Genomic DNA, 21,856 nt, shown 5'->3' with positions numbered 1-21,856 from the left:
TCAGCGGTACGAGGGGGCGTGCACGACCTCGAGCACCTCGGTGCCCAGGGTCCGCAGGGCCTCGACCACCGCGAGTCGCCGCTGCAGCGTCGCGTCGTCGAACGTCACCGTCACCGCGTAGCTCACCGACGAGCCCGGTCCGCGCAGGATGCCCGCCTCGGCCCGCACCCCCGTCGACGACCCCGTGACGACGACCGCCTGCAGGCCGTGGTCGAGCGCCCGGTGCGCGAGCGGGTCCAGGCCGAAGGCGCCGGCGACCAGGCTGAGGTCGCTCGCCAGCGAGAGCCACCCGAGCACCCGATTCGACACCGGTTCGTCGACGACCTCGCCGAGCGCGAGACCGCGCATGAGCCACGCGAGCTCTCCCGCCGGCGCGACCGAGGCATCGGGAGCGTCGTCGGGGCCCCGGCGGTCCCGGACCCGGTCGATCAGCGCGGTCCGCTCGATGCCGAGCGCCTCGGCACGCTCGCGCACGGCGTCGATGCCGACGGCGGAGAGCAGCGCGTTCGTGGCCCAGGCGTCCGCCGAGGCCCCGACGAGCGTCGCGAGGTCCGGGACCTGCATGGTCGACTCCTGCAGGAACTGCCACAGGCCGGCACCGGTGGCGGTGTCCCGGGCCATCCGCTGCAGCCGGTCGCCGTGCAGGCGGCCGTCCTCCAGCTGGGCGGCCGTCTCGATCAGGAGCAGCACCCGGCCGAGGCTCGCCACCGGCTGCACGAGCGTGTCGTCCACGGCGAGCAGGGCCTTGCCGGTCGAGGTGTCGATGACCGAGGCACTGACGGACGCGCCGTCCCGAGCCAGCGCACCCAGTGCCTCCAGGCCGGCACTGAACCGCTCGTCCGCACCCCCGCGGTGGCGGCCACGCACGCGGGCGCCGTCCGCGGCGTCGACATGGTGTCGGCGCCGCGGACGGCGGGACGGGCCGGTGTCGGCCCCCTGCTCCGCGCTCGGCTCGGACGACGGAGCCGCGTCCGGCTCGGTCATCACCAGATCGCGACGCGCTCGGCCGGGTCGAGGTACATCGCGTCCGACTCGGTGACGCCGAAGGCCTCGTAGTAGCCGTCGATGTTCCGCACGATCTGGTTGCAGCGGAACTCGTTCGGCGAGTGTGGGTCGATGCTCAGCAGACGCGCTGCCTCCTCTGGGCGGATCGCCATCCGCCAGGCCTGCGCCCAGCTGAGGAAGAAGCGCTCGGCACCGGACAGGCCGTCGACGACCGGCGGCTCCTGGCCGTCGAGCGACAGCAGGTACGCCTTCCACGCGATCGACAGACCGCCGAGGTCACCGATGTTCTCGCCGATGGTCAGCGCGCCGTTGACGTGTCCGTCCGGCACCTCCGTCGGCACGAGCGCGTCGTACTGGGCGATGAGGGCCTTCGTGCGCTCCTCGAACGCCTGACGGTCGGCCTCGGTCCACCAGTTCTGCAGGCGGCCGTCGCCGTCGTACTGCGACCCCTGGTCGTCGAAGCCGTGGCCGATCTCGTGCCCGATGACCGCGCCGATCGCACCGTAGTTCGCGGCCGCGTCACGCGAGGCCTCGAAGAACGGGAACTGCAGGATCGCCGCGGGGAACACGATCTCGTTGAAACCAGGGTTGTAGTACGCGTTGATCGTCTGCGGGGTCATGAACCACTCGTCGCGGTCGATCGGCTTGCCGATCTTGCCGAGCTCCCGGTCGACCTGGAAGCTCGCGACGGCTCGGACGTTGCCGACCAGGTCGTCAGGGCTGACCGACAGGGCCGAGTAGTCGCGCCACTTCACCGGGTAACCGATCTTCGGCGTGAACTTGTCGAGCTTGTCGAGGGCCCGGGCGCGGGTCTCGTCGGTCATCCAGTCGAGGCCGGTGATGCTCTGCCGGTACGCCTCGACCAGGTTGGCGACGAGGTCGTCCATCTCGGCCTTCGACGTCTCGTCGAAGTGCTCCTGCACGTAGATGCGGCCGACGGCCTCGCCCATCGCGCCCTCGACCAGCGAGACGCCGCGCTTCCAGCGCTCGCGCTGCTTCGGGGCGCCGGTGAGCGCCGTGCCGTAGAACGAGAAGTTCGTCGCGGACATCGCGCTCGTCAGGTACGCCGCCGAACCGCGGATGACCTGCCAGCGCAGCCAGTCCTTCCACGCGTCGAGCGGCTGCGAGCGGAGGAGCTCCGCGAGCCCGGTGATGAACGACGGCTCGCGCACGACGACGGTCTCGAACGCGCCGGCCGGCGCACCGATCGCCTGCCACCACAGGTGCAGGTCGGCGCCGTTCGCCAGCGCCGTCACCTCGTCCCAGGTCATCTTGTTGTAGGTCTTCTGGCTGTCGCGGGTGGTGACGTTGTCCCAGTGCACCGCGGCGAGCGCCGTCTCCAGCGCGATGACGGCCTCGGTGCTCTGCCCCGCGTCGGCGAAGCCCGCCAGCGGGAACATCGACGCGACGAACTCGCGGTACTTCGCGCGGATGTCGGCGAAGCGCTCCTCGCGGTAGTACGACTCGTCGGGCAGGCCCAGGCCGGACTGCTCGAGGAACACGACGTACGACTCCGGGTCACCCGGGTCGTTGTCGACGAAGAGCTGGATGAACCCGGGCAGGCCCAGGCGCTCGAAGCGCCCGACCATCGCGATGACGTCGTCGGTCGTCTCGACGGCGTCGATCTCACCGAGCAGCGGGTCGATCGGACCGGTGCCGAGGGACTCGAGCCGTTCCTCGTCGGTGAAGGACGTGTAGAGGTCGCCGACCTTGCGCTCCTCGGTGCCGGGCTCGGCCTGCTGCGAGCGCTCGACGATCTCGCGCACGGCGACCTCGGCGTCCTCGGCGAGCACCGTGAACGAGCCGTACCGGGCCTTGTCGTCGGGGATCGGCGTCTCGGCGATCCACGTCCCGTTGACGTGCCGGTAGAGGTCGTCCTGCGGGCGGACGTCCGGGTCGAGCTCGTCGGTGTGGATCCCTGAGGTGCGTGCGACGTCGGTCATGCGCTCCACGATAGCCACCGGTGCCCGGCCGGCGCGGAGGCCGGGACACCCTGGCTGCGGCACCGGGGTTCGTGACCCGCGCCGAGATCGTGCAGAGTGCAGGCATGAGTGACCGCACCGCGACGGCGAAGGGGCTGCGGCCGGGCGCCGTCGGCCTGGTCGGCAGCATCGTCGTCGGGCTGTCGTCGACCGCGCCGGCGTACAGCCTGGCCGCGAGCCTCGGCCTGGTCGTGGCGAGCGGGGGCGTGCTGCTGGCCGGGGTCAAGGCGCCGGCCGTCCTGCTGCTCGCGTTCGTCCCGATGTGGATGATCGCGGTCGCCTGCAGGGAGCTGAACCGTCTCGACCCGGACTGCGGGACCACCTTCACGTGGGTGACCCGAGCGTTCGGGCCGGTCGCCGGGTGGATGGGCGGTTGGGGCATCATCGCCGCGGACGTCATCGTCATGGCGAACCTGGCGCAGGTCGCCGGTTCGTACGGGTACACGTTCGTCGGGGCGGTCATCGACGACCCAGCGATCGCAGCACTCGGTGACGACGTGCTCTGGTCCACCGTCGCCGGCGTTGCGTGGATCGCGGTCATGACCGTCGTGTGCCACCTCGGCGTCGAGGTCTCGACCCGGCTGCAGGTCGCGCTCCTCGCCGTCGAGGTCCTGGCGCTGCTCGTCCTCACCGGCGTCGCTGCGACGCGGGTGCTCACGGGCACCGGGACGCCGACGTCGACCACCCCCTCGCTCGCCTGGCTCTGGCCGAGCGGCATGGACCTCGGGTCGGTCGTGGCCCCGGCGATGCTCACCGCACTGTTCATCTACTGGGGTTGGGACACTGCGCTCTCGCTCAACGAGGAGACGACCGATCCGCGCCGGACACCGGGCCGGGCAGCGGTCACGAGCACCGTCCTCCTGCTGGTCGGCTACGTCCTCGTCGCGACCGCCACGATCGCCTTCGCCGGGGTGGGGACGGACGGCATCGGGCTCGGGGCACCGGGCAACGCCGACGACGTCTTCGCGGCGATCGCCCCCACGCTGTTCGGCTCGTCGGTCCTCGGGCACGCGGCCACGGCGCTGCTCGCCTTCGCGATCCTCACGTCGGCAGCGGCGTGCACGCAGACGACGATCCTGCCGACCGCCCGGACGGCGCTCTCGATGGCCTCGCACGGGGCGCTCCCCTCGCGCTTCGCCCGAGTGCACGAGCGGTTCCGCACCCCGACCTGGTCCACGTGGGGGATGGGGATCGCCTCGGCCGGCTGCTACGTGCTCTGCACGATCGTGTCCGGCGACCTGCTCACGGCGCTCATCGGCTCGGTCGGGCTCCTGATCGCCTTCTACTACGCGCTCACCGGGTTCGCGTGCGTCTGGGTCTTCCGGAGGACCCTGCTCGACAGTGCGCACGACCTGGTCGTGCGCGGGGTCCTCCCGTTCGTCGGCGGAGCATCGCTTGCCCTGACGTTCGCCTACGGGCTCGCGCAGTTCGCCCGCCCCGACTGGCTGCAGGACGACAGCGGCCACGACGTCACCGTGTTCGGGATCGGCGCGGTCGCCGTGGTGGGTGTGGGTTCCCTCGCCGTGGGCATCGTCCTGATGGTGCTCTGGCGCGTCCGGTCCCCGTCCTTCTTCGCCGGACGGACGGCGCAGGACGGACCGGCGTCGCACGACGCTGCCGTCGGTCTCGACGACGCAGCCGAGCACGGAGCACGCTGATGGCTACAGTCGTCTCGTGAGTGTTCGTCGTCGCGCATCGCGCGTGGTGTCCATCGGGGTGGTCGCGGCCCTGGCCGCATCGTTGACCGGGTGTGGTGAGGGGTCCGGTGTCGACGCCGACTACGCGAAGATCTGCCGCGACAACGCGACGCAGAAGCGTCTGCCGGACGACGACTGCAACAACCACGGCGGCACCGCCGGCTGGTACTACCTGCCCGTGAGCAGCAACCGCAGCACGACGGTCCCGGCAGTGGGCGACAAGGTCTCGGGCGGCACGAGCTCGCTGCCGTCGGGCAAGACCGCGGAGTCCGGGATCTCGTCGCGCGGCAGCTCGGTGTCGAAGGGCGGGTTCGGCGGCTCGGGCGAGCACGGCGGGTTCGGCGGCTGATGGAGCGGGTCGAGTTCACCCCGCGGGCCGACTGGCGCCGGAGGATCCAGCAGACCGGACTCGTCTACTCGCACTCGGTGCGCGAGGACGGCACCGATGTCGAGTACTGGAACGAGGGCGCCGCGTACGTCTTCACGCTCCCCGAGGTCGAGGCGCTCGAGCGGCAGACCGAGGAGCTGCACGGCATGTGCCTCGAAGCTGCGCGCTACATGGCGTCGGGCGAGCTCGGAACCCTCGGACTCACACGCGACGGCTTCGAGCTCGCCGCGTGGTCGCTCGAGCAGGCGGAGCCCGACGTCTACGCCCGCTTCGACCTGGCGTACGCCGGGGACGGCTCGCCGGCGAAGCTCCTCGAGTACAACGGCGACACCCCGACCGGCCTGATCGAGGCGTCGGTGACGCAGTGGCACTGGATGCGCGAGCGCGTCGAGTCCGGCGAGCTGCCCGCCGACACCGACCAGTGGAACGGTATCCACGAGGCGCTCGTCGCCCGCTGGCGCACGCTGCTGCACGAGTCGCTGCGGTCCGAGGACGGCGGTCGGCTGTTCGTCGCGCACTCCGACCTCGACACCGCCGGGGAGGACTGGGACACCGTGGCCTACATGCGCGACCTGGCGGCGGAGGCCGGGTGGGAGCACACCGGCATCGAGATGAAGGACATCGGCTGGCACGGCATCGCGCGACAGTTCGTCGGGAACCAGGAGCCCGCGGGCTCGGCGCGCAGCGTCTTCACGCTGCCCGGCGACGAGCCGGGGACCCAGTGGCCGGTGATCCGGAACCTCTTCAAGCTCTACCCGTGGGAGGACCTCGTCTCCGGGGACGACCGGGCGACCGGTGACCAGGAGTTCGGCGCGTTCCTCGTCAGTGACCGGGGCCGGCTCGGGCACTGGTACGAACCGGCCTGGAAGATGTTCCTGTCGAACAAGCTCCTGCTCGTGGCGCTCTGGCGGCTGTTCCCCGGGCACGAGAACCTGCTGCCGTCGTACGCCGACGGCCCGAACGGCATGACGGACTTCGTGGTGAAGCCGGTGTTCGGGCGCGAGGGTGACGGCATCACGGTCCACCGAGCGGACGGGTCGGCGACGTCGAACGGCTCCGAGTACCGTCGCGCCGGCACGTCGGGTGAGCGGGTCTGGCAGCAGTACCACGAGCTGCCGGACTTCCCCGGGTCGAACGGGCACAACCACCCGGTGCTCGGGTCGTGGGTGGTGGACGGCGAGTCGTTCGGCGTCGGGATCCGCGAGTCGGACGGCCCGATCACCGACTACTGGTGCCGCTTCGCCCCGAACCTCATCAGGCAGAGCTGACCAGCCCGTCCACCTGCCCGGTGACGGAACGCTCGGCGTCGGACCGATTCCGCCGGCATCACGGTCCGGAGACCCGCATCCCCGTGCGCCGAGAGGTCGTGCAGGCGCTGACGACGATCGCCGCGGCGGCGACCGCCGACGCTCCGACGGACACCTGGACGACCCCTGCCGCGTCCGGCACGATCGTCGACACCTGCAGGTCGACGAGGGACAGGTAGGGCACCCAGGCCAGCAGGACCCACGCGGTGAGCAGCACCGGGAACAGTCGTGGCAGGGCGGTGAGTCCGGCGCCCATCACGATGGTGATGATCGGCAGGATGGTCAGCGAGTAGCGGGTGTTGGGTGCACCACCGCCGTGGACGTAGTCGATCTCGACGACGGTCAGGATCGCTGCGACCGCGAGGAACATCAGCACGATCAGCGTCGTCGACGTCCGGTCACGTCGCCGTCCGGCGGTCGCTGGCACGGTGCGGGACCGTCCGACGGCCCGACGTCCGACCGCACAGGTCCCGACGACACCCGCCAGGGCCATCGGGAGGACCATGAGCACCCACTGCACGAGCTGGACCGGCTCGGCCGGGTCCAGGACGCCCCGGTAGATCCCGAACAGTCCGGTCCAGAAGTCCGGGTCCGTCGCGACCTCCGCCCTGGGGCGCACGACGCGCCCCATGTTCTCGATCCCCCAGTCCGCCTGCCGGCCGCTGAACGACCCGGTCAGCTGCTGGTTGCGGACCCAGAACCACCCCGACGCGAGCGCGGCGGTGACGACGGGGGTGGCGGCTGCGAGCAGCCGTGCCGGCACACCGGTGAGCCTGCCGATCCGCACCGTGCGGGCGACCGCCAGCGCAACGACCAGGGCGACGAGCCAGAGTGCGAAGGACAGGCGGGTGGTCATGCCCCCGGCGCCGACGATCGCGGCGCCGACCAGGAGCCTGGTCGTCACACCGGTCCGCAGCGCCGCGCCGGCGATCCCGCAGGCGAGCACCGAGAACAGTACGAAGAGGACGTCGTTGTAGATCGACCCACCCTGTTGGACGAGCATGCCGGCGAAGGCCGTGACGACGGCGACCGCGCCCGGCAGCAGGCGGGCGGTGGGGAAGCACCGCCAGGCGGCCCACGCCGACGCGAGGACCACACCGCCGGCTATCGCAGCGCTCATCATCCGTCCGGCCAGCACAGCGGCCAGCGCGTCCCCGCTGTCGAACAGGGGCCCCACGACCGGGGCCAGGACGAGGTAGTACAGCGGCGGGTGCTGCGCCACCCACTGCACCGGTGTCGTGCCGCCGAACGGGGCGTGGTACGTGATGCCCTCCTCGAAGACCGGCAGGTGCGCGTGCCACACCGACAGGACGTAGTCGAGGTGTGCGGGCTCGTCGCCGCCGTCCAACGGCGGGTAGGTGAAGGCCCGTGCGACGGACGCGGCCACCACGAAGACGACGGCGGCGACGACCACCAGGTCGATCCAGGGTCGCGTCGCCGACCGGGCCGCGAGCCGTGTGCTGGCGCGTCGGGAGCGTGTCGTGTGCAGTGGTGCGTTCCTCTCCGGAGGTGGCGTGTTCCCCACAGCCAGCGTCCCACGGACGGCTGGACCGGACGGCAGCCGCTACGGTGCTGCCATGGGACTCGGCTGGAAGCTGCACGGTGACGGCGCGACCGTCTCCTCCTCGACGATCGTGGCGCCGGACGAGCGCCTCTCCTGGGGTCGCACCATCGGGCTCGGCGTCCAGCACGTCGTGGCGATGTTCGGCGCCACCTTCCTCGTTCCGCTCATCACGGGGTTCCCGCCGTCGACCACCCTGTTGTTCAGCGGCATCGGCACGATCCTCTTCCTGCTGATCACCGGCAACCGCCTGCCGAGCTACCTCGGCTCGTCGTTCGCGTTCCTCGCCCCGATCGGCGCCGCGACGAAGATCGGCGGGATCCCGCTCGCGCTGTCCGGGATCATCGTGGTCGGCTTCCTGCTGGCCCTGGTCGGTGCGATCGTGCACCTGGCGGGCGCCGGGTGGATCGACCGCCTGATGCCCCCGGTGGTGTCGGGAGCGATCGTCGCCCTGATCGGCTTCAACCTGGCGCCGGCCGCGCGGGACAACTTCACGAAGGCCCCGGTCGTCGCGCTGATCACGCTGGCCGCGATCATCCTGGTCACCGTCCTGTTCAAGGGGCTGCTCGGTCGCCTGTCCATCGTCATCGGCGTGCTCGTCGGCTACCTCGCCGCGCTGATCGCGGGTCAGGTCGACCTGACGAAGGTCGCGTCCGCCCCGTGGATCGGGCTGCCGACGTTCACCGCCCCGGCGTTCGACCCGGGCCAGCTCGCGATCTACCTCGGCTTCGTGCCGGTCGTGCTCGCCCTGGTCGCCGAGAACGTCGGACACGTCAAGGGCGTCGGGCAGCTCACCGGCCGCGACCTCACGCCGCTCACGGGTCGCGCGCTCTTCGCCGACGGCGTCTCGACCGTGCTCGCCGGCGCCGGCGGTGGCTCCGCGACGACCACCTACGGCGAGAACATCGGCGTGATGGCCGCCACCCGCGTGTTCTCGACGGCCGCGTACTGGGTCGCCGCGATCGTCGCGATCCTGCTGGGCCTGTCGCCGAAGGTCGGGATGGTCATCTCCTCGGTGCCGGCCGGAGTGCTCGGCGGTGCGACCACCGCGCTCTACGGCCTGATCGGTGTCATCGGCATCCGCATCTGGGTCGAGAACCGCGTCGACTTCGCCAAGCCGAAGAACCAGCTGACCGCCGGCATCGCGCTCATCATGGGCATCGCCGACTTCACGTTCTCGTTCGGGGGCGCGACCTTCGGCGGGATCATCGTGGGGACGGTCGCCGCGATCGTCGTGTACCACCTGATGGATCTGGTCGGTCGGGCGCGCGGGACCGATCCGGCGACACCGCCGGCGTCGGACGAGGCACGCGCTGCCACCGGGGCGATCCCGGCAGAGCCGCGCGCGGACTGAGACGCGGGACCACCGGACGGGAGGCTCGTGGCGACATCGCCACGGGCCTCCCGTCCGTGGCGTCCCGGTCGCCACGCTGGCCCGCCCCGGCCTGCGAACCCGCCACGGGCCGTCGCGTCCCGGTCGCTCCGCTGGCCCACCCCGGCCTGCCGGCAAGCGTCAGCGGAGGCCGACGAGGCCCACCGTGAGCTGGACCACCGCCAGGACGGCGAGCACCGCGACCAGACCGACGGAGCCCCACCGGGCGATCCCCGCACGCATCGCGGCGAGGGGCCGGTGGGCTCGTGGACCGGCAGCGAGCACCAGGACCACGGGCAGCACCGTCGTCGATGCGGCGACCACGACGAAGGCCGCACCGGCCGCCAGTGCCTCGCCGGGGCCCGGTTCGGCGTCACCGAACGCGAGCCCCGCGGTCAGGGCGAGGACGAGAGCCTTCGGGTTGCAGAACAGCAGCACCCCGAGCCCGAAGCCGTGCACCGGACCGACCCGCTCGACCGCGTCCGCCCAGCGGGTGCTCGACGGGGAGCCGTCCGGCAGGCGGCGGGTCCGCCACTGCCAGACCGCGAGCGCGGCGAGCACCACGCCGGCGACCAGGGCGACGATCGCCTGGACCGACGAACCGCCAGCCGTCTGCACGGGGAGCCGCTCCCCCACCACGACCGCCAGGACGAGGGCCGCGGCGACGGCGACGACCCACCCCGCGGTGCAGGCGATCGCCGGCGCGAACCCACGGCGGTGCCCGAGCAGGAAGACCACGGACGCGACCGGGAGCGGACTCAGCGCGATCCCGACGGCGCCGGGCGCGAGGGCGAGGAGGTCCACGGCCGCAGCGTACCGACGGCGGGACGAGCCGGTGCTGCTCGGACTCCGGCAGGATGGTCCGGTGCCCCGACCGACCTCGCCCGCAGCGATGACCGAGCGTCGATCGGTCGACCGGGACATCGTCCGGCTGGCGCTGCCGGCCCTCGGCGCGCTCGTCGTCGAGCCGCTGTTCCTGCTCACCGACACCGCGCTCGTCGGGCACCTCGGCGCGACGGCGCTGGCAGCCGTGGGCCTGGCGAGCGTCGTGCTGCAGACGGTCACGGGCCTGCTCGTGTTCCTGGCCTACTCGACGACGCCCGCGGTGGCGCGCGCCCTCGGCGGTGGAGACCGTCGTGGTGCGGTGCACGCCGGCATCGACGGGATGTGGCTCGCGCTCGGGCTCGGAGTGGTGCTCGCGCTGGTCGGATGGCCGCTCGCCGGACCGCTCGTCGACCTGTTCGGCGCCTCGGCGGAGGTCTCGGCCGCCGCGACCGCGTACCTGACCGTGTCGTTGGTCGGACTCCCCGGGATCCTCGTCGTGACCGCCTCGACCGGGCTGCTGCGCGGGCTGCAGGACACCAGGACGCCGCTGGTCGTCGCGACGATCGGCTTCGTGGCGAACGGGCTGCTCAACGCCGCGCTGATCTACGGCGCGGGCTGGGGCGTCGAGGGGTCTGCGGCCGGCACCGTGATCGTGCAGTGGGCGATGGCCGTCGTGTACGTCGTCATCGCCGTCCGGGCCGCCCGGGCGTCGGGTGCACCGCTGCGGCCCGGGGCGTCGGGCGTGGTCCGGGCGCTCCGGTCCGGCGCCTGGCTCTTCCTCCGCACGGCGTCGTTGCGCGTGGCGATGCTCGCGACCGTCGCGGCCGCCTCGGGGCTCGGCACGACCGGCCTGGCGACGACGCAGGTCGGCCTCACGGTGTTCTCGACGTTGGCCTTCGCCCTCGACGCCCTGGCGATCGCGGGCCAGGCGCTGGTCGGCCACGGCCTCGGCGCGCGCGATCCCGACCGGGTACGGCTGGTGACCCGGCGGCTCGTGGTGCTCGGCATCGGCGGCGGTGTGGTCCTCGGCGTGCTCGTGGTGCTCGTCAGCGGGGTGCTCGGTCCGGTCTTCTCCGACTCGGCCGCGGTGCGCTCGGCCCTGCCGCTCGTGCTCGTGCTCATCGCCGTCGGGATGCCGGTCGCCGGGTACGTCTTCGTGCTCGACGGCGTGCTCATCGGCGCCGGGGACGCGCGGTACCTGGCCCTGGCGGGGCTCGTGAACCTGGTCGTCTACCTGCCGCTGCTGCTCTGGGTCGGCGGGACGCTCGCGGGGCTCTGGGCTGCCTTCGCCCTCGGCTACATCGGAGTCCGGGCGGTGACCCTCGGGGTGCGGGCGCACCGGCGGGGCTGGGTCGAACAGGCGCTGGCGCGGTGAGCGGGCGCACGCGCGGGCACGGGCACGGGCGCGTCGCGTCGTCGGCCCTGCTCGCCACCGTCGGCATCGGGGTGCAGGGACTCGCGAAGCTGCTCGTCACCGTCGTCGTCGGACGGGTGTTCGGCACCGAGACCCTCGGGCAGACCACCGCGCTGCTGTCGCTGTCGGTCTTCACCGCGCTGCTCTGGCCGAACGCGGCGGGCAACACCGCGTCGCGCGTGCTCGCGATCGCGCTGCGCGGCCGTCGGTCGGACACGGCGGTCAACCGGCTGCTCGGGGCCTCGATGGCGGTGTCGAGCGTCGTGCTCGCCGCCGTGACCGTACCCGTCGCCCTGGCCTGGGGTGCCAGCCCGGGGATGGTCGTCGGCGGCGTCGGGGTCGTCGTCGGGTACGGCCTGTACTGCTACGCCCGCGGCGCCCAGCTCGGGTACGACCGGGCTCCCCGCGTCGCACTCTGGGACACGGTCACGAGCCTGCTCGCCCTCGGGTTGCTCGTCGCGGCGTGCGTCGCACGGCTCGAGCCGCTCGTGCTGCTGCCGCTGGCGATCGGGTACACCGTGTTCGCGATCGCCTGCTGGCCGCGGGGGAACCGGATCGACGAACCCGGGACGCCCGCCGAGCCGACCGCCGGACTGCTCGCGTTCGCGGCGTGGAACGTCCTGGCCGTCACGACGTCGAACGGGCTGCTGCAGCTCACGATGATCGCGGCACAGGTCTCCGTGTCCGCTCACGAGGCCGGGGTCTACGCGGCCGCGTTCACCCTCGCGACACCGGCCTCGATGGTGGGGCAGGCACTGGGTCAGGTGCTCGTGCCGGCGTTCGCGCACCGGTCGGACGGCGGGTCGCTGCGCTCGCGCGGGGTGCTCGTGCTCGTCGGGGGCTTCACCGCGGCGACGGCCGTGGTGTTCGGGCTCGTGGCGTGGCTCGCCGGGTGGTTCCTGCCGCTCGTCTACCCGGCAGAGGGTGCCGAGGCCGTCGCAGACCTGCGGTACCTGATGGTCGGCGTGTGGGTGTTCACGGTCGGGCTCGTCCCCGCGGCACTGCTGCTCGCGTCGGGGCGGTCACGACAGGTGGCACTGGCGTCGGTCGCGGGGTTCGTCGTCGGGGTCGTGCTCATGGCGGTGCTCGCGCCGACGTGGGGAGTGGCCGGGGGCAGCACGGGGTTCCTGGTGGGGAGTGCGGTGAACCTCGTCACGGTGGTGGTGCTGGGGCTGCGTCGGGCGCGATAGTTTGTTATGAAACACTTCTTTCATAACAGATCATCGGAGGATCGTGCAGCCGAGCCCCTACACGCCGGGTGAGATCGCCCGCGCTGTTCCTGGTCGCGCGCACCAACTCGCGGAGTTGGACGAGCGCCTGTCCGTCCTGGTCGACCTCCGCCGCCTGGTGGGTCGGATCAGGGTCGATCATGCCGCCCGTGGCTTCGGCAAGACCTCCTTGCTCCGCGAGTACCAACGCCGTGCCGTCCTCCGGGGAGCGAACACCGTGTGGGTGACCGCAGGTGAGACCCCGGGGCTCATCCGTCAGATCGTCGATGAGTTGCAGCGGAACGATGACACCGCTGGTACGGCGCTGCGCGACAGGGTCGACTCGGTCCGACTCTCCTTGGGAGTCCCGGGGATCGCGACCGCGACGGGGACCTTCCGAGCTGCTGCTCAGGACGACGAGAGCGCCGTCACGGGCGCCCGCGCGTTCGAGGACGTCATCCGCGCTGCCACCGCCGAGCGTCCGCTCGTGATCCTCGTCGACGAGATCCAGTCGGCTGACGCAGCCGGCCTTCGCACCTTGGTGTACGCCTGGCAACATCTCCAAGCCGAAGGCGCGGACGTCCCGGCCGCCGTGTTCGCAGCCGGACTCCTCAACGCACCGGAGACCATCGCAGAGGTCGTCACCTTCAGCGAGCGCCTCGCCTACCGGCCGCTCGGTCCTCTGCATCGCGACGCGGAAGAGATCGCCCTGGTCGGACCAGCTCGTCTCCTCGGCGTGCAGTGGAGTCCGGAAGCCGTCGATCGAGCCTTGACGATCGCGCAGGGCTACCCGTACTCCGTGCAGCTGATCGCCGACGCGACGTGGACGGCTGCCGGACGACCGGACCCGGGAACGATCATTGACGTCCGGTCCGTGGAACTGGGCCAGCACTCGATGCAGGCGGACCTCGATGCTCTCTTCCGCGCCCGGTGGTCCGCCTGCTCGAACTCGGAACGACGCATGCTGACCGCCATGGCGGAGCTCGGCGACGGTCCGCAGTCCCGATCGTCGATCGCGGCTGCACTGGAGACCGGGACGAACCAGCTCTCGACACCGCGGGCGAGGCTCATCGACAAGGGCCTGGTCCAACCCGCCGACCGGGGGATGCTCGAGTTCACCATCCCTGGGTTCGCTGCCTTCATCCGGGCAGAGCAGTCCTGACCACTTCACGGCAGGGACTCCCCGAGCGGCGCTGATCATCGGCGCGGGGCTCGTCAGCCGGATGCCGCGAGTCCCACGTGCGGCTCCAGCCACGCCATGCCCGCGGCGAGCGCGGCGCTCGCCATGGCCCAGTCGTGCCGCGCCCCCGGCAGCACCCACGTCGTGACGTGCATCCCGACCGCAGCCGCCCGCGCGGCCACGACGGGCATCGCCGGACCGTACTTGTGGTCGAGCGCCGCCGCGGTGAAGAACGCCCACGTCGAGGGGTAGCGCCCGTGGCGCGCCATCATCGCCAGCGGTTGGGCCGCCCGGTACGCCGCCGCGTCCCCCGAGAACCCGAGGGCGATCGTCCGCGCCGCGTTCCCGAGGGTGGGACCGAGTTCGCCCGATACGTCGACGATGTTGCCGTATCGCGCGGGGTCGCCGGCGCCGAGCTGGATCGCGCAGGTGCCGCCCTGCGAGAACCCGCCGATCGTCCACGCAGCGGCTCCCGTCTGCACGCGCAGGTGGCTCGTGATCCAGGCGGGGACGTCGTGCTCGAGGTACGTGCTGCTGTTGCCGAGCGGACCGTCGATGCACATCGGGTTGCCGGACTGCGGCCCGAGCTGGTCCGGGACGACGACGATCGGTGCGAGTCCGCGGTTCAGAGATGCGATCGCGTCCATCGTCTGCGCGATGTGCCCGGCGGTCTCGAGGTCGTCCGGCCCTGCCCCTCGGGACTGGCCCGCCATCAGCACCGCCACGGGCAGCGGTGGCGGGTCGGCGACCAGTGCCGCCGGCGGGAGCCAGAGGAGTGCGTCCCGCGCGACGAAGTGCGAGGTGGTGCCGGGGACGGCGACGCGGAGCAGGCGCCCCTGCTGCGGCAGGTCAGCGGGTGGCTCCCAGGTCGTCGCGAGGTCGACGCTCGACGGCTCGTCCGCTTCGGGTCGCTCCGCCGCGGGGATGCCGAGCGGGCTGGTCCCCGCGGTCGGGGTGCTCCGCGAGGCGGTCGGCGTGCTCCGCGGGGCGGTCCGGGACGCGCTCGGCGCCGGAGCAGCCACGGCGGACCCGTCCGGTCGCGACGACCGCACGGCGACCAGGGTGAGCGCCACCGAGACGGCCGCGACCACCAGGACGACGACGACCCACGTCACGACACCGGAACGACGGACCTGCTGCACGTGTCGGAGCGTAGGGAGCGTCTCCGGGAGCAGACGGTGGTGCGGGCCCTCGGCACTGAGGGAACCACCAGCCCGTCCTCAGCCGGGCGTCGCGGTCAACCGCCGAGCGCCCGACGCACCGGGCCCGTGGTGTCGCCGATCCGCAGCTCCGACCGGAAGGCCGCCGGCTGCGGCTCGGCCCCCTCGAGCATCGCGAGCGCGGCACGTGCGGCGGCCCGGCCCTTCTGCTCGAAGGGCTGCACCAGGGTCGTGAGCTGGCGGATCGGCGACCGGTGGAGCAGGCTGTCGTCGACCGTGATGCCGTCGAACCCGATGACGCTGACGTCCTCGGGCACCCGGAGTCCGGCGTCGAGCGCTGCCGAGACGACCCCGACGGCGAGCAGGTCGCTCTGCGCCACGACCGCTGTGGGCGTGGGCGCCCCCTCGGCGAACAGCGTCCGCCCGGCGACCCGGCCGTCCTCGACCGAACTCCCCGCGGCCTCGATCGCGGGCGCGTCCGGGTAGACCTCACGGACACCGCGGAGCCGCTCGAGCGTCGTGTGGGCGACGCCCGACGCCTCGCGGTCAGCGTCGACCGGACCGCAGCGCCGCTCGGCGTCGAGCGGCAGGGTCACGATCGTCACGGCGGTGTGGCCGAGGTCGGCGAGGTACGACGCAGCCCGGTGCGAGGCCTCGCGGTTGTCGAGCTGCACGGGGACCGCACCCTCGATGTCGTCCGCCTCGATGGCCACGACGGGGATCTGCCGACGACGGAGCACGGCGACCGCGGGGTCGATCCGGACGTTGCACCCGACCAGGACCACGGCGTCCATCGGGGCGTCGACGATCGGTCCGGCACCGTGCTCGTCGTCGAGGGGGCTGCGCACGAGGAGCAGGGAGGCACCCGCCTCGCCGGCGACCTCGGCGATGCCGTCGAGCGTCAGGACGTTCACCGGGTCGCGGAAGGCGTCGCTCAGGCGCTCGTCCATCACCACGCCGATGACCCCGGAGCGGCCGCGGCGGAGCGAACGCGCCCGCGGGTCCGGACCCCCGTAGCCGAGCTCGGCGGCGGCGGCCAGCACGCGGGCCTTCGCGTCGTCGGACACCGGGCCGGCACCGCTGAAGGCGAGGGATGCCGTGGAGGGCGCGACGCCCGCCGCCCGTGCGACCGCTGCGAGGTTCGGCCTCGGCCCACGGCGCGCCGGACCGTCGGCGTGGTCGCGGGGGTTCGTCGCCCCGGACGCGCCGGGTGCTGTTGCCGGGTGGTCCATCGCCCGTTAGCGTAGTCACACGATCCGGTCGAATCGATTCGACCGGACAGCCCGAAGCAGGGACGCCCGACCGGCGACCGCCACGACCAGCACGAGACCGGAAAGCTCCGCATGACGACGACGTCCACCCGATCCGCCCCGACGACCCGCGCCTGGATCACCGCGGTCTTCGTGGCCTTCACGCTGTCCGGCCTCGCCATCGCCACCTGGCTCGGACGCATCCCGAGCGTGCGTGACTCCCTCGGCGCCACCACGTTCGAGATGGGCCTGCTCGTGCTCGGCATGGCCGTCGGCTCGATCGGCGGCCTGACCTTCGCCGGACACATCGTCGCGAAGGTCGGTGCACGGCGTGGTGTCCAGGTGGCCTCGGTCTGCCTGGCGGTCGGTCTCGTCTTCGCCGGGTTCGCCGTCACCTACGGCTGGGGCTTCGCGGCGATCTGGGTCGGTCTCATCGCGTTCGGGTTCGGCAACGGCCTGGTCGACGTGTCGATGAACGTCTCCGGCGCCGCCGCCGAGAAGGCCGGCGGCCGCACGATCATGCCCCTGTTCCACGCCGCGTTCAGCGTGGGGACGCTCGCCGGCGCGGGTCTCGGTGCCCTGACCGAGGCGCTCGAGGTCCCGGTCGTCCTGCACTTCGCGGTGCTCGGCGTCGTCGTGTGCCTCGTCATGCTCGCCGCGGCATCGCGCTTCGGTGACGAGCACCGGTACGAGGAGCACGAGTCCACCGCGACCAGCCCGACGCCGGTGCGGCTCACGCGCTGGCAGGTGTGGGCGCAGCCGTCGACACTCCTCATCGGCGTGATCGTGCTCGGCATGGCGCTGGCCGAGGGCTCGGCGAACGACTGGCTGCCCCTCGCGATGATCGACGGTCACGGGCTCGACAACGCCGCCGGCTCCGCCGTGCTCACGGTGTTCCTCGCCGCGATGACCGCCGGTCGGATCGCCGGCAGCCCGCTCATCGACCGGTTCGGCCGCGTGCCCGTGCTCCGTGTGAGCGCCGCGGTCGCCGTGGTCGGCCTCGGGCTGCTCATCTTCGTGGACGTGATCCCGATCGCGATCGTCGGCGTGGTGCTCTGGGGGCTCGGCGCGAGCCTCGGCTTCCCGATGGGCATGTCCGCCGCAGCCGACGACCCCCGCTCGGCAGCGCTCAAGGTCAGCGCAGTGGCGACGATCGGCTACGTGGCGTTCCTCGCCGGCCCGCCGCTGATCGGGTTCCTCGGTGAGCACATCGGCCTGCTCGGTGCCCTGCTCGTGGTGTTCGTGTTCATCATCGCCGCGGGCCTGGCGTCGGGCGCAGCGCGGGAGACCGGCGCAGCCGCGGAGACGCTGCGGAGGCGGCGCGCGGAGAGGACCGGCCACGCTCCGGGACGCGACGCAGCCGACGGGGGCGAGCCGCGCCTCCCGGCCGAGCCGACGGACGACACGATGGCGGACCCGGCCGCGTCCGGTGGGACGCGCACCGACCGTTAGGATCGCCGGGTGCGTCTCGTCATCGCCCGCTGCTCCGTCGACTACGCCGGACGCCTGTCGGCCCACCTGCCGCTCGCGACCCGCCTGCTCATGCTCAAGGCGGACGGCTCGTTGCTCGTCCACTCGGACGGCGGCTCCTACAAGCCGCTGAACTGGATGAGCCCGCCGTGCTCGATCGAGATGACCGAGCCCGACGAGGAACAGGCGAGCGCCGGCATCACCCAGGTGTGGACGGTGACGCAGAAGAAGACGCAGGACAAGCTCATCGTCAGCCTGTACGAGGTGATCGCGGACGAGGTCCACGACCTCGGCGTCGACCCGGGCCTGGTGAAGGACGGCGTCGAGGCGCACCTGCAGCAGCTCCTGGCCGAGCAGATCGAGCTCCTGGGCGACGGGCACACCCTCGTCCGCCGCGAGTACATGACGGCGATCGGTCCGGTGGACATCCTGGCGCGGGACGACGCCGGCGCCAGCGTCGCCGTCGAGATGAAGCGCAACGCGAACATCGACGCGGTCGAGCAGCTCACCCGGTACCTCGAACTGATGAACCGCGACCCGCACCTGCGGCCGGTGCAGGGCGTGCTCGCCGCACAGACGGTCGCTCCGCAGGCCCGGACGCTGGCAGAGGACCGCGGCATCCGTGTCCTCGTGCTCGACTACGACGCGATGCGCGGCATCGAGGGCGGGCACACCCGCCTGTTCTGAGCGGTCGCGGCGCGCGGCTCGGCGGCTCGGCGGCTCGGCGGCTCGGCGGCTCGGCGGCTCGGCGGCTCGGCGGCTCGGCGGCTCGGCACCAGGTTCCGGACACTACACCGGGCAACGACGCGGTGCTGTGTCCGGAACCAGGTTCCCGGCGTCGCGACGCCGACCGGCCTGGAGGCTCGCCCGCCCCCGCCGTGCGCCCTCCGGCCCGCCCCGTGGCCGGTCCCACCGCCCCGACTAGGCTGATCAGGACATGACGCGCCCCTACACCGCCATCCTGTTCGACCTCGACGGGACCATCAGCGACTCCGCTCCGGGGATCCTCGAGAGCATGACGCACACCTTCCGCACGGTCGGCGTGCCCGTGCCGGACCACGCAACGCTGATGTCGTTCGTCGGCCCGCCGATCATGGACACGTTCAAGACCGCCATGGGGATGGACGACGCCGGCGCCGAGCGCACCCTCGCCGTCTACCGCGAGCACTACCTGTCGCACGGGGCCCTCGACTCGGCGATGTTCCCCGGCATCGACGTCGTGCTGCGCACCCTGCACGAGGCCGGAATGCCGATGTCCACCGCGACGAGCAAGCCCGAGACCCCGGCCACGGTGATCCTCGACTACTACGGCCTGACCGGGTACTTCGACTTCGTCACCGGCGCGAGCGACGACGAGGTCCGCAGCGCCAAGGCCGACGTCGTCGCCGAGGCCCTGCGCCGCCTCGGGGCCGCCGGCCACGACGTGAGCCGCCCGGTGCTCGTCGGCGACCGGCTGCACGACGTCGAGGGCGCCCACGTCCACGGCGTGCCGGTCGTCTTCGCCGAGTGGGGCTACGGCTCCCCCGCCGAGGCCGAGAGCACCGTCGCCAGCGCCGCCACCCCGCTCGACCTGCTGCCGATCCTGCTGCCGGACGCCGCGTGAGCGAGGAGCGGTGACCGCCGTCGCCCGACGCGGGCTCCGCCGGGCGGTCTGGCTGCTGCCGGCGGCGATCGTCCTCATCGCGCTCAACCTGCGCGGGCCGATCGTGGCACCCGCGCCGGTGATCGGTGACCTGCGCGTCGACCTCGGGCTGACCGCGACGATCGCCGGGCTCCTGACGACGATCCCGGTGCTCTGCTTCTCGCTCGCGACGCCGTTCGCGAGCTGGGTGATCGCGAAGGCCGACCCGGAGCGTGCGGTGTCCCTGGCGCTCGTGATCGTGCTCGCGGGCACCGTCGTCCGCTCGATCCCCTCGACCGCGGGGCTGCTCGTCGGCACCGCGGTGATCGGCATCGGCATCACGATCGGCAACGTGGTGATCCCGGTGGTCATCCGGCGGGACACCTCGCCCGAGCGCGTCGGCCTGGTGACCGGCGTCTACACGTCGGCGCTCAACGTCGGGTCGATGATCACCTCGCTCGGCACCGCGCCGATCGCCGCCGTGTGGGGGTGGCCCGTCGCGATCGCCGTGTGGGCGGTGTTCGCGGTCGTCGCCGGACTCGCCTGGACGTACGCCGTCGGGGCCCGGGCAGCGTGGCTCCGGCCGGTGCGGTCCGAGCCCGTGGTGGCGACCGGGCCGGTCGAGCTCCTCACCGAGACCGGGTCGCTCCGAACGGTCCCGGCGACGGCGGAGCCCGTCCGACCCGCGCGTCGGCTCATCACCTGGGGGCTCATGCTGGCGTTCGGTGGCCAGGCGTTCTCGTACTACGCCCTGACCGCCTGGATCCCGACGCTGCTGCACGACGAGATCGGCTTCTCGGCGGAGTCGTCGGGTGCGAGCTCGTCGGTGTTCCAGATCCTGGCGGTCGTCGGTGCGCTCGGTGTCCCGGCGCTCGCGACCCGCTGGCGACCACGCGCGATCATCGCCCTGGTCGCGTTCCTCTGGCTCGCGATGCCGCTCGGGCTGCTGTTCGCGCCGCAGCTCTGGCTGCTCTGGTCGGTGCTCGGCGGGGCGGCACAGGGCGGCGGCATCACGGTGATCTTCATCATCGTCGTGCGGATCGTCACGAGCGACGACGACGCCCGCCGGATGTCCGCGTTCGTGCAGGGCGGCGGGTACCTGATCGGCTCCGCCGGGCCCCTCGTCGCCGGGTCCCTGCACGGCGCGACGGGTGACTGGACGGCACCGCTCCTCGTCGTGCTCGTCGCGGTGCTCACGCTCGGTGTGGCGGGGACGCTCGCGGCGCGCCGCGTGGGCTGACGCAGCGCAGCACCCGACGCCGGGCGGACCGGCGGGGCGGGGACGAGCCGTGCCTCCCGGCCGCGTCACCGTCGGTCAGAACGCCGGACGCGCCTCGTAGACGGACATGAGCATCGCCGCCGTCAGGCGGGCGGCGCGAGCCGGCTGCGACGACCGCTGGACGGCCGACTCGACGCGTGCCCCCTCGACCAGCAGGGCGAGTCCCTGTGCGACGTGCGCGGGCATCCCACCGCGTTCGCAGACGAGCGTGAGGTGCCGCTCGACGTCCTGGAAGTGCTCGCGCGCGAGGGCCGCGACGTCGGGGTCCTGTCGCCCGAGCTCAGCGTGCCCGTTGATGAACGCGCAGCCGCGCCAGCCCTCGTCCTCGAAGCACTCCTCGAGGTACCCGAAGACGCCGAGCACCTCGTCACGGGGGTCGTCGGAGGCTGCGCTGATCCGGTCCAGTGCACGACGCCAGGAACCGTGCCACCGCTGCAACACCGCGACGACCAGTGCGTGCTTGGTCGGGTACGCCGCCGTCAGCTCCTCGAGGCGCAGGTCCGCACGGTCCGCGACCTGCTGCAGGGTGACCGGGATGACGCCGTGCTCGGTGAAGAGCGCGTCGGCAGCGCCGGTCGCAGCGCGCTGCGTCGTGGTCTCGCGGGTGCTGGGGGTGAGGGTGAGGATCGTCATTCCGGTTCCGGTGTCGGGGCCACCGGTCGGGGTCGTGACCGGCTCTGCAGTGTCGCTGCGCGGGTCAGGCAGCGACGAAGAAGTCGGCGTACGAGGGTTCGGTCGCCCTGGCGGTGGTCGTGTACCGGGCACCGAGTCGGTCGGCCACGATCCGGTCGATGTCCGTGGGGGCGCTCATGCCACGGCGGTGCCACTCGGTCGGGTCGCCGCGGAGCTGGTCGAGGAGTGCAGCGCTCATGCCGAGAGCGACAGGACGACCGCGGCGGAGGCGGCGACGGTGACCGACAGTATGCCCGTGCTGACGGCGGCGACCTGCAGCGTGTGCTGCCGTCGGGCCTCGACGACCTCGCTGAAGGGGCTGCGCTGGGAGGGACGGCGACGACGGAGCGCCACGACGTCGTGGGCGGTGCTCGGGGCGACGCTGAGGTCGCCGGCGGTGATGGTGGTCATGATGTCGTCCTCGTCTGCTCGGTACCGATCGGTGGTACCGGGCGGTGGTCCGAC

Annotated in this window: 20 protein-coding genes; 11 read left to right on the top strand and 9 right to left on the bottom strand. The window is 72.5% G+C overall.

What is annotated here, in order from left to right:
* Both QUG98_RS05950 and QUG98_RS05945 read right to left on the bottom strand, forming a co-directional pair.
* Positions 1 to 984, bottom strand: a complete 984-nt coding sequence (locus QUG98_RS05950) for a serine hydrolase (RefSeq protein ID WP_289469697.1) — start codon at positions 982 to 984, stop codon at positions 1 to 3.
* On the bottom strand, positions 984 to 2,948 hold the full coding sequence (locus QUG98_RS05945; protein ID WP_289469696.1) for a M13 family metallopeptidase: 1,965 nt from the start codon (positions 2,946 to 2,948) through the stop codon (positions 984 to 986). The genes QUG98_RS05950 and QUG98_RS05945 overlap by 1 nt, the downstream gene beginning before the upstream one ends.
* Before the next feature lie 104 nt (positions 2,949 to 3,052).
* Here QUG98_RS05945 and QUG98_RS05940 point away from each other — a divergent pair, with 104 nt between their 5' ends.
* Genes QUG98_RS05940 through QUG98_RS05930 form a run of 3 tightly spaced genes read left to right on the top strand, consistent with a single transcriptional unit; the run spans position 3,053 to position 6,340 of the window.
* Positions 3,053 to 4,645 carry an APC family permease gene (locus tag QUG98_RS05940; RefSeq protein ID WP_289469695.1) on the top strand — a complete coding sequence of 531 codons (1,593 nt, stop codon included), beginning with the start codon at positions 3,053 to 3,055 and terminating at the stop codon, positions 4,643 to 4,645.
* Positions 4,646 to 4,661: 16 nt separating this feature from the next.
* Entirely contained in the window at positions 4,662 to 5,033 is a 372-nt protein-coding gene (locus QUG98_RS05935) for a tRNA-dihydrouridine synthase (protein WP_289469694.1), read from the top strand.
* Positions 5,033 to 6,340 carry a glutathionylspermidine synthase family protein gene (locus QUG98_RS05930; protein ID WP_289469693.1) on the top strand — a complete coding sequence of 436 codons (1,308 nt, stop codon included), beginning with the start codon at positions 5,033 to 5,035 and terminating at the stop codon, positions 6,338 to 6,340. The genes QUG98_RS05935 and QUG98_RS05930 overlap by 1 nt, the downstream gene beginning before the upstream one ends.
* 58 nt (positions 6,341 to 6,398) lie before the next feature.
* Here QUG98_RS05930 and QUG98_RS05925 read toward each other — a convergent pair whose 3' ends face one another.
* Positions 6,399 to 7,793 carry a glycosyltransferase family protein gene (locus QUG98_RS05925; protein WP_289469692.1) on the bottom strand — a complete coding sequence of 465 codons (1,395 nt, stop codon included), beginning with the start codon at positions 7,791 to 7,793 and terminating at the stop codon, positions 6,399 to 6,401.
* A gap of 163 nt (positions 7,794 to 7,956) precedes the next feature.
* Here QUG98_RS05925 and QUG98_RS05920 point away from each other — a divergent pair, with 163 nt between their 5' ends.
* Positions 7,957 to 9,294: a uracil-xanthine permease family protein gene (locus QUG98_RS05920; RefSeq protein WP_289469691.1), complete on the top strand. Its 1,338-nt coding sequence runs from the start codon at positions 7,957 to 7,959 to the stop codon at positions 9,292 to 9,294.
* 159 nt (positions 9,295 to 9,453) lie between these two features.
* On the opposite strand, the gene QUG98_RS05915 is transcribed toward QUG98_RS05920, so the two are convergent.
* Complete coding sequence (locus QUG98_RS05915) at positions 9,454 to 10,116, bottom strand: GAP family protein (RefSeq protein WP_289469689.1); 663 nt, start codon at positions 10,114 to 10,116, stop codon at positions 9,454 to 9,456.
* Positions 10,117 to 10,204: 88 nt separating this feature from the next.
* On the opposite strand from QUG98_RS05915, the gene QUG98_RS05910 reads away from it, so the two are divergent.
* Genes QUG98_RS05910 through QUG98_RS05900 form a run of 3 tightly spaced genes read left to right on the top strand, consistent with a single transcriptional unit; the run spans position 10,205 to position 13,921 of the window.
* Positions 10,205 to 11,512, top strand: a complete 1,308-nt coding sequence (locus QUG98_RS05910) for an MATE family efflux transporter (RefSeq protein ID WP_289469950.1) — start codon at positions 10,205 to 10,207, stop codon at positions 11,510 to 11,512.
* Positions 11,509 to 12,741, top strand: coding sequence for a lipopolysaccharide biosynthesis protein (locus QUG98_RS05905; protein ID WP_289469688.1), 1,233 nt, complete (start codon positions 11,509 to 11,511; stop codon positions 12,739 to 12,741). The genes QUG98_RS05910 and QUG98_RS05905 overlap by 4 nt, the downstream gene beginning before the upstream one ends.
* A gap of 43 nt (positions 12,742 to 12,784) precedes the next feature.
* Positions 12,785 to 13,921: an ATP-binding protein gene (locus QUG98_RS05900; RefSeq protein WP_289469687.1), complete on the top strand. Its 1,137-nt coding sequence runs from the start codon at positions 12,785 to 12,787 to the stop codon at positions 13,919 to 13,921.
* 53 nt (positions 13,922 to 13,974) lie between these two features.
* Here QUG98_RS05900 and QUG98_RS05895 read toward each other — a convergent pair whose 3' ends face one another.
* Positions 13,975 to 15,081, bottom strand: coding sequence for an alpha/beta hydrolase (locus tag QUG98_RS05895; RefSeq protein ID WP_289469686.1), 1,107 nt, complete (start codon positions 15,079 to 15,081; stop codon positions 13,975 to 13,977).
* A 95-nt stretch (positions 15,082 to 15,176) separates the two neighbouring features.
* Entirely contained in the window at positions 15,177 to 16,331 is a 1,155-nt protein-coding gene (locus tag QUG98_RS05890) for a LacI family DNA-binding transcriptional regulator (RefSeq protein ID WP_289469685.1), read from the bottom strand.
* Between the two features lie 111 nt (positions 16,332 to 16,442).
* On the opposite strand from QUG98_RS05890, the gene QUG98_RS05885 reads away from it, so the two are divergent.
* The 4 genes from QUG98_RS05885 to QUG98_RS05870 all read left to right on the top strand — a co-directional run bounded on the left by QUG98_RS05885 (position 16,443) and on the right by QUG98_RS05870 (position 20,680).
* Positions 16,443 to 17,801, top strand: a complete 1,359-nt coding sequence (locus QUG98_RS05885) for an MFS transporter (protein WP_289469684.1) — start codon at positions 16,443 to 16,445, stop codon at positions 17,799 to 17,801.
* A gap of 9 nt (positions 17,802 to 17,810) precedes the next feature.
* Positions 17,811 to 18,506, top strand: a complete 696-nt coding sequence (gene nucS, locus QUG98_RS05880; RefSeq protein ID WP_289469683.1) for an endonuclease NucS — start codon at positions 17,811 to 17,813, stop codon at positions 18,504 to 18,506.
* 250 nt (positions 18,507 to 18,756) lie between these two features.
* Complete coding sequence (locus QUG98_RS05875) at positions 18,757 to 19,422, top strand: HAD hydrolase-like protein (protein WP_289469682.1); 666 nt, start codon at positions 18,757 to 18,759, stop codon at positions 19,420 to 19,422.
* A 10-nt stretch (positions 19,423 to 19,432) separates the two neighbouring features.
* Positions 19,433 to 20,680 carry an MFS transporter gene (locus QUG98_RS05870; RefSeq protein WP_289469681.1) on the top strand — a complete coding sequence of 416 codons (1,248 nt, stop codon included), beginning with the start codon at positions 19,433 to 19,435 and terminating at the stop codon, positions 20,678 to 20,680.
* Between the two features lie 75 nt (positions 20,681 to 20,755).
* Here the strand turns inward: QUG98_RS05870 and QUG98_RS05865 are convergent, their stop codons facing one another.
* The 3 genes from QUG98_RS05865 to QUG98_RS05855 form a co-directional block, all read right to left on the bottom strand.
* Positions 20,756 to 21,352 (bottom strand): TetR/AcrR family transcriptional regulator, encoded by a 597-nt coding sequence (locus QUG98_RS05865; protein WP_289469679.1) that lies wholly within the window; start codon positions 21,350 to 21,352, stop codon positions 20,756 to 20,758.
* A gap of 64 nt (positions 21,353 to 21,416) precedes the next feature.
* Complete coding sequence (locus QUG98_RS05860; protein WP_289469678.1) at positions 21,417 to 21,590, bottom strand: hypothetical protein; 174 nt, start codon at positions 21,588 to 21,590, stop codon at positions 21,417 to 21,419.
* The gene (locus QUG98_RS05855) at positions 21,587 to 21,802 is read right to left on the bottom strand and encodes a hypothetical protein (protein ID WP_289469677.1); all 216 of its coding nucleotides are present in this window, start codon (positions 21,800 to 21,802) and stop codon (positions 21,587 to 21,589) included. The genes QUG98_RS05860 and QUG98_RS05855 overlap by 4 nt, the downstream gene beginning before the upstream one ends.
* Between the last annotated feature and the right edge of the window lie 54 nt (positions 21,803 to 21,856).

It is taken from the genome of Curtobacterium subtropicum, assembly GCF_030362975.1.
GTDB lineage: Bacteria > Actinomycetota > Actinomycetes > Actinomycetales > Microbacteriaceae > Curtobacterium > Curtobacterium subtropicum.
Note: the sequence above shows the minus strand (reverse complement) of the source record. Positions and strands in the feature narration are given on the sequence as shown.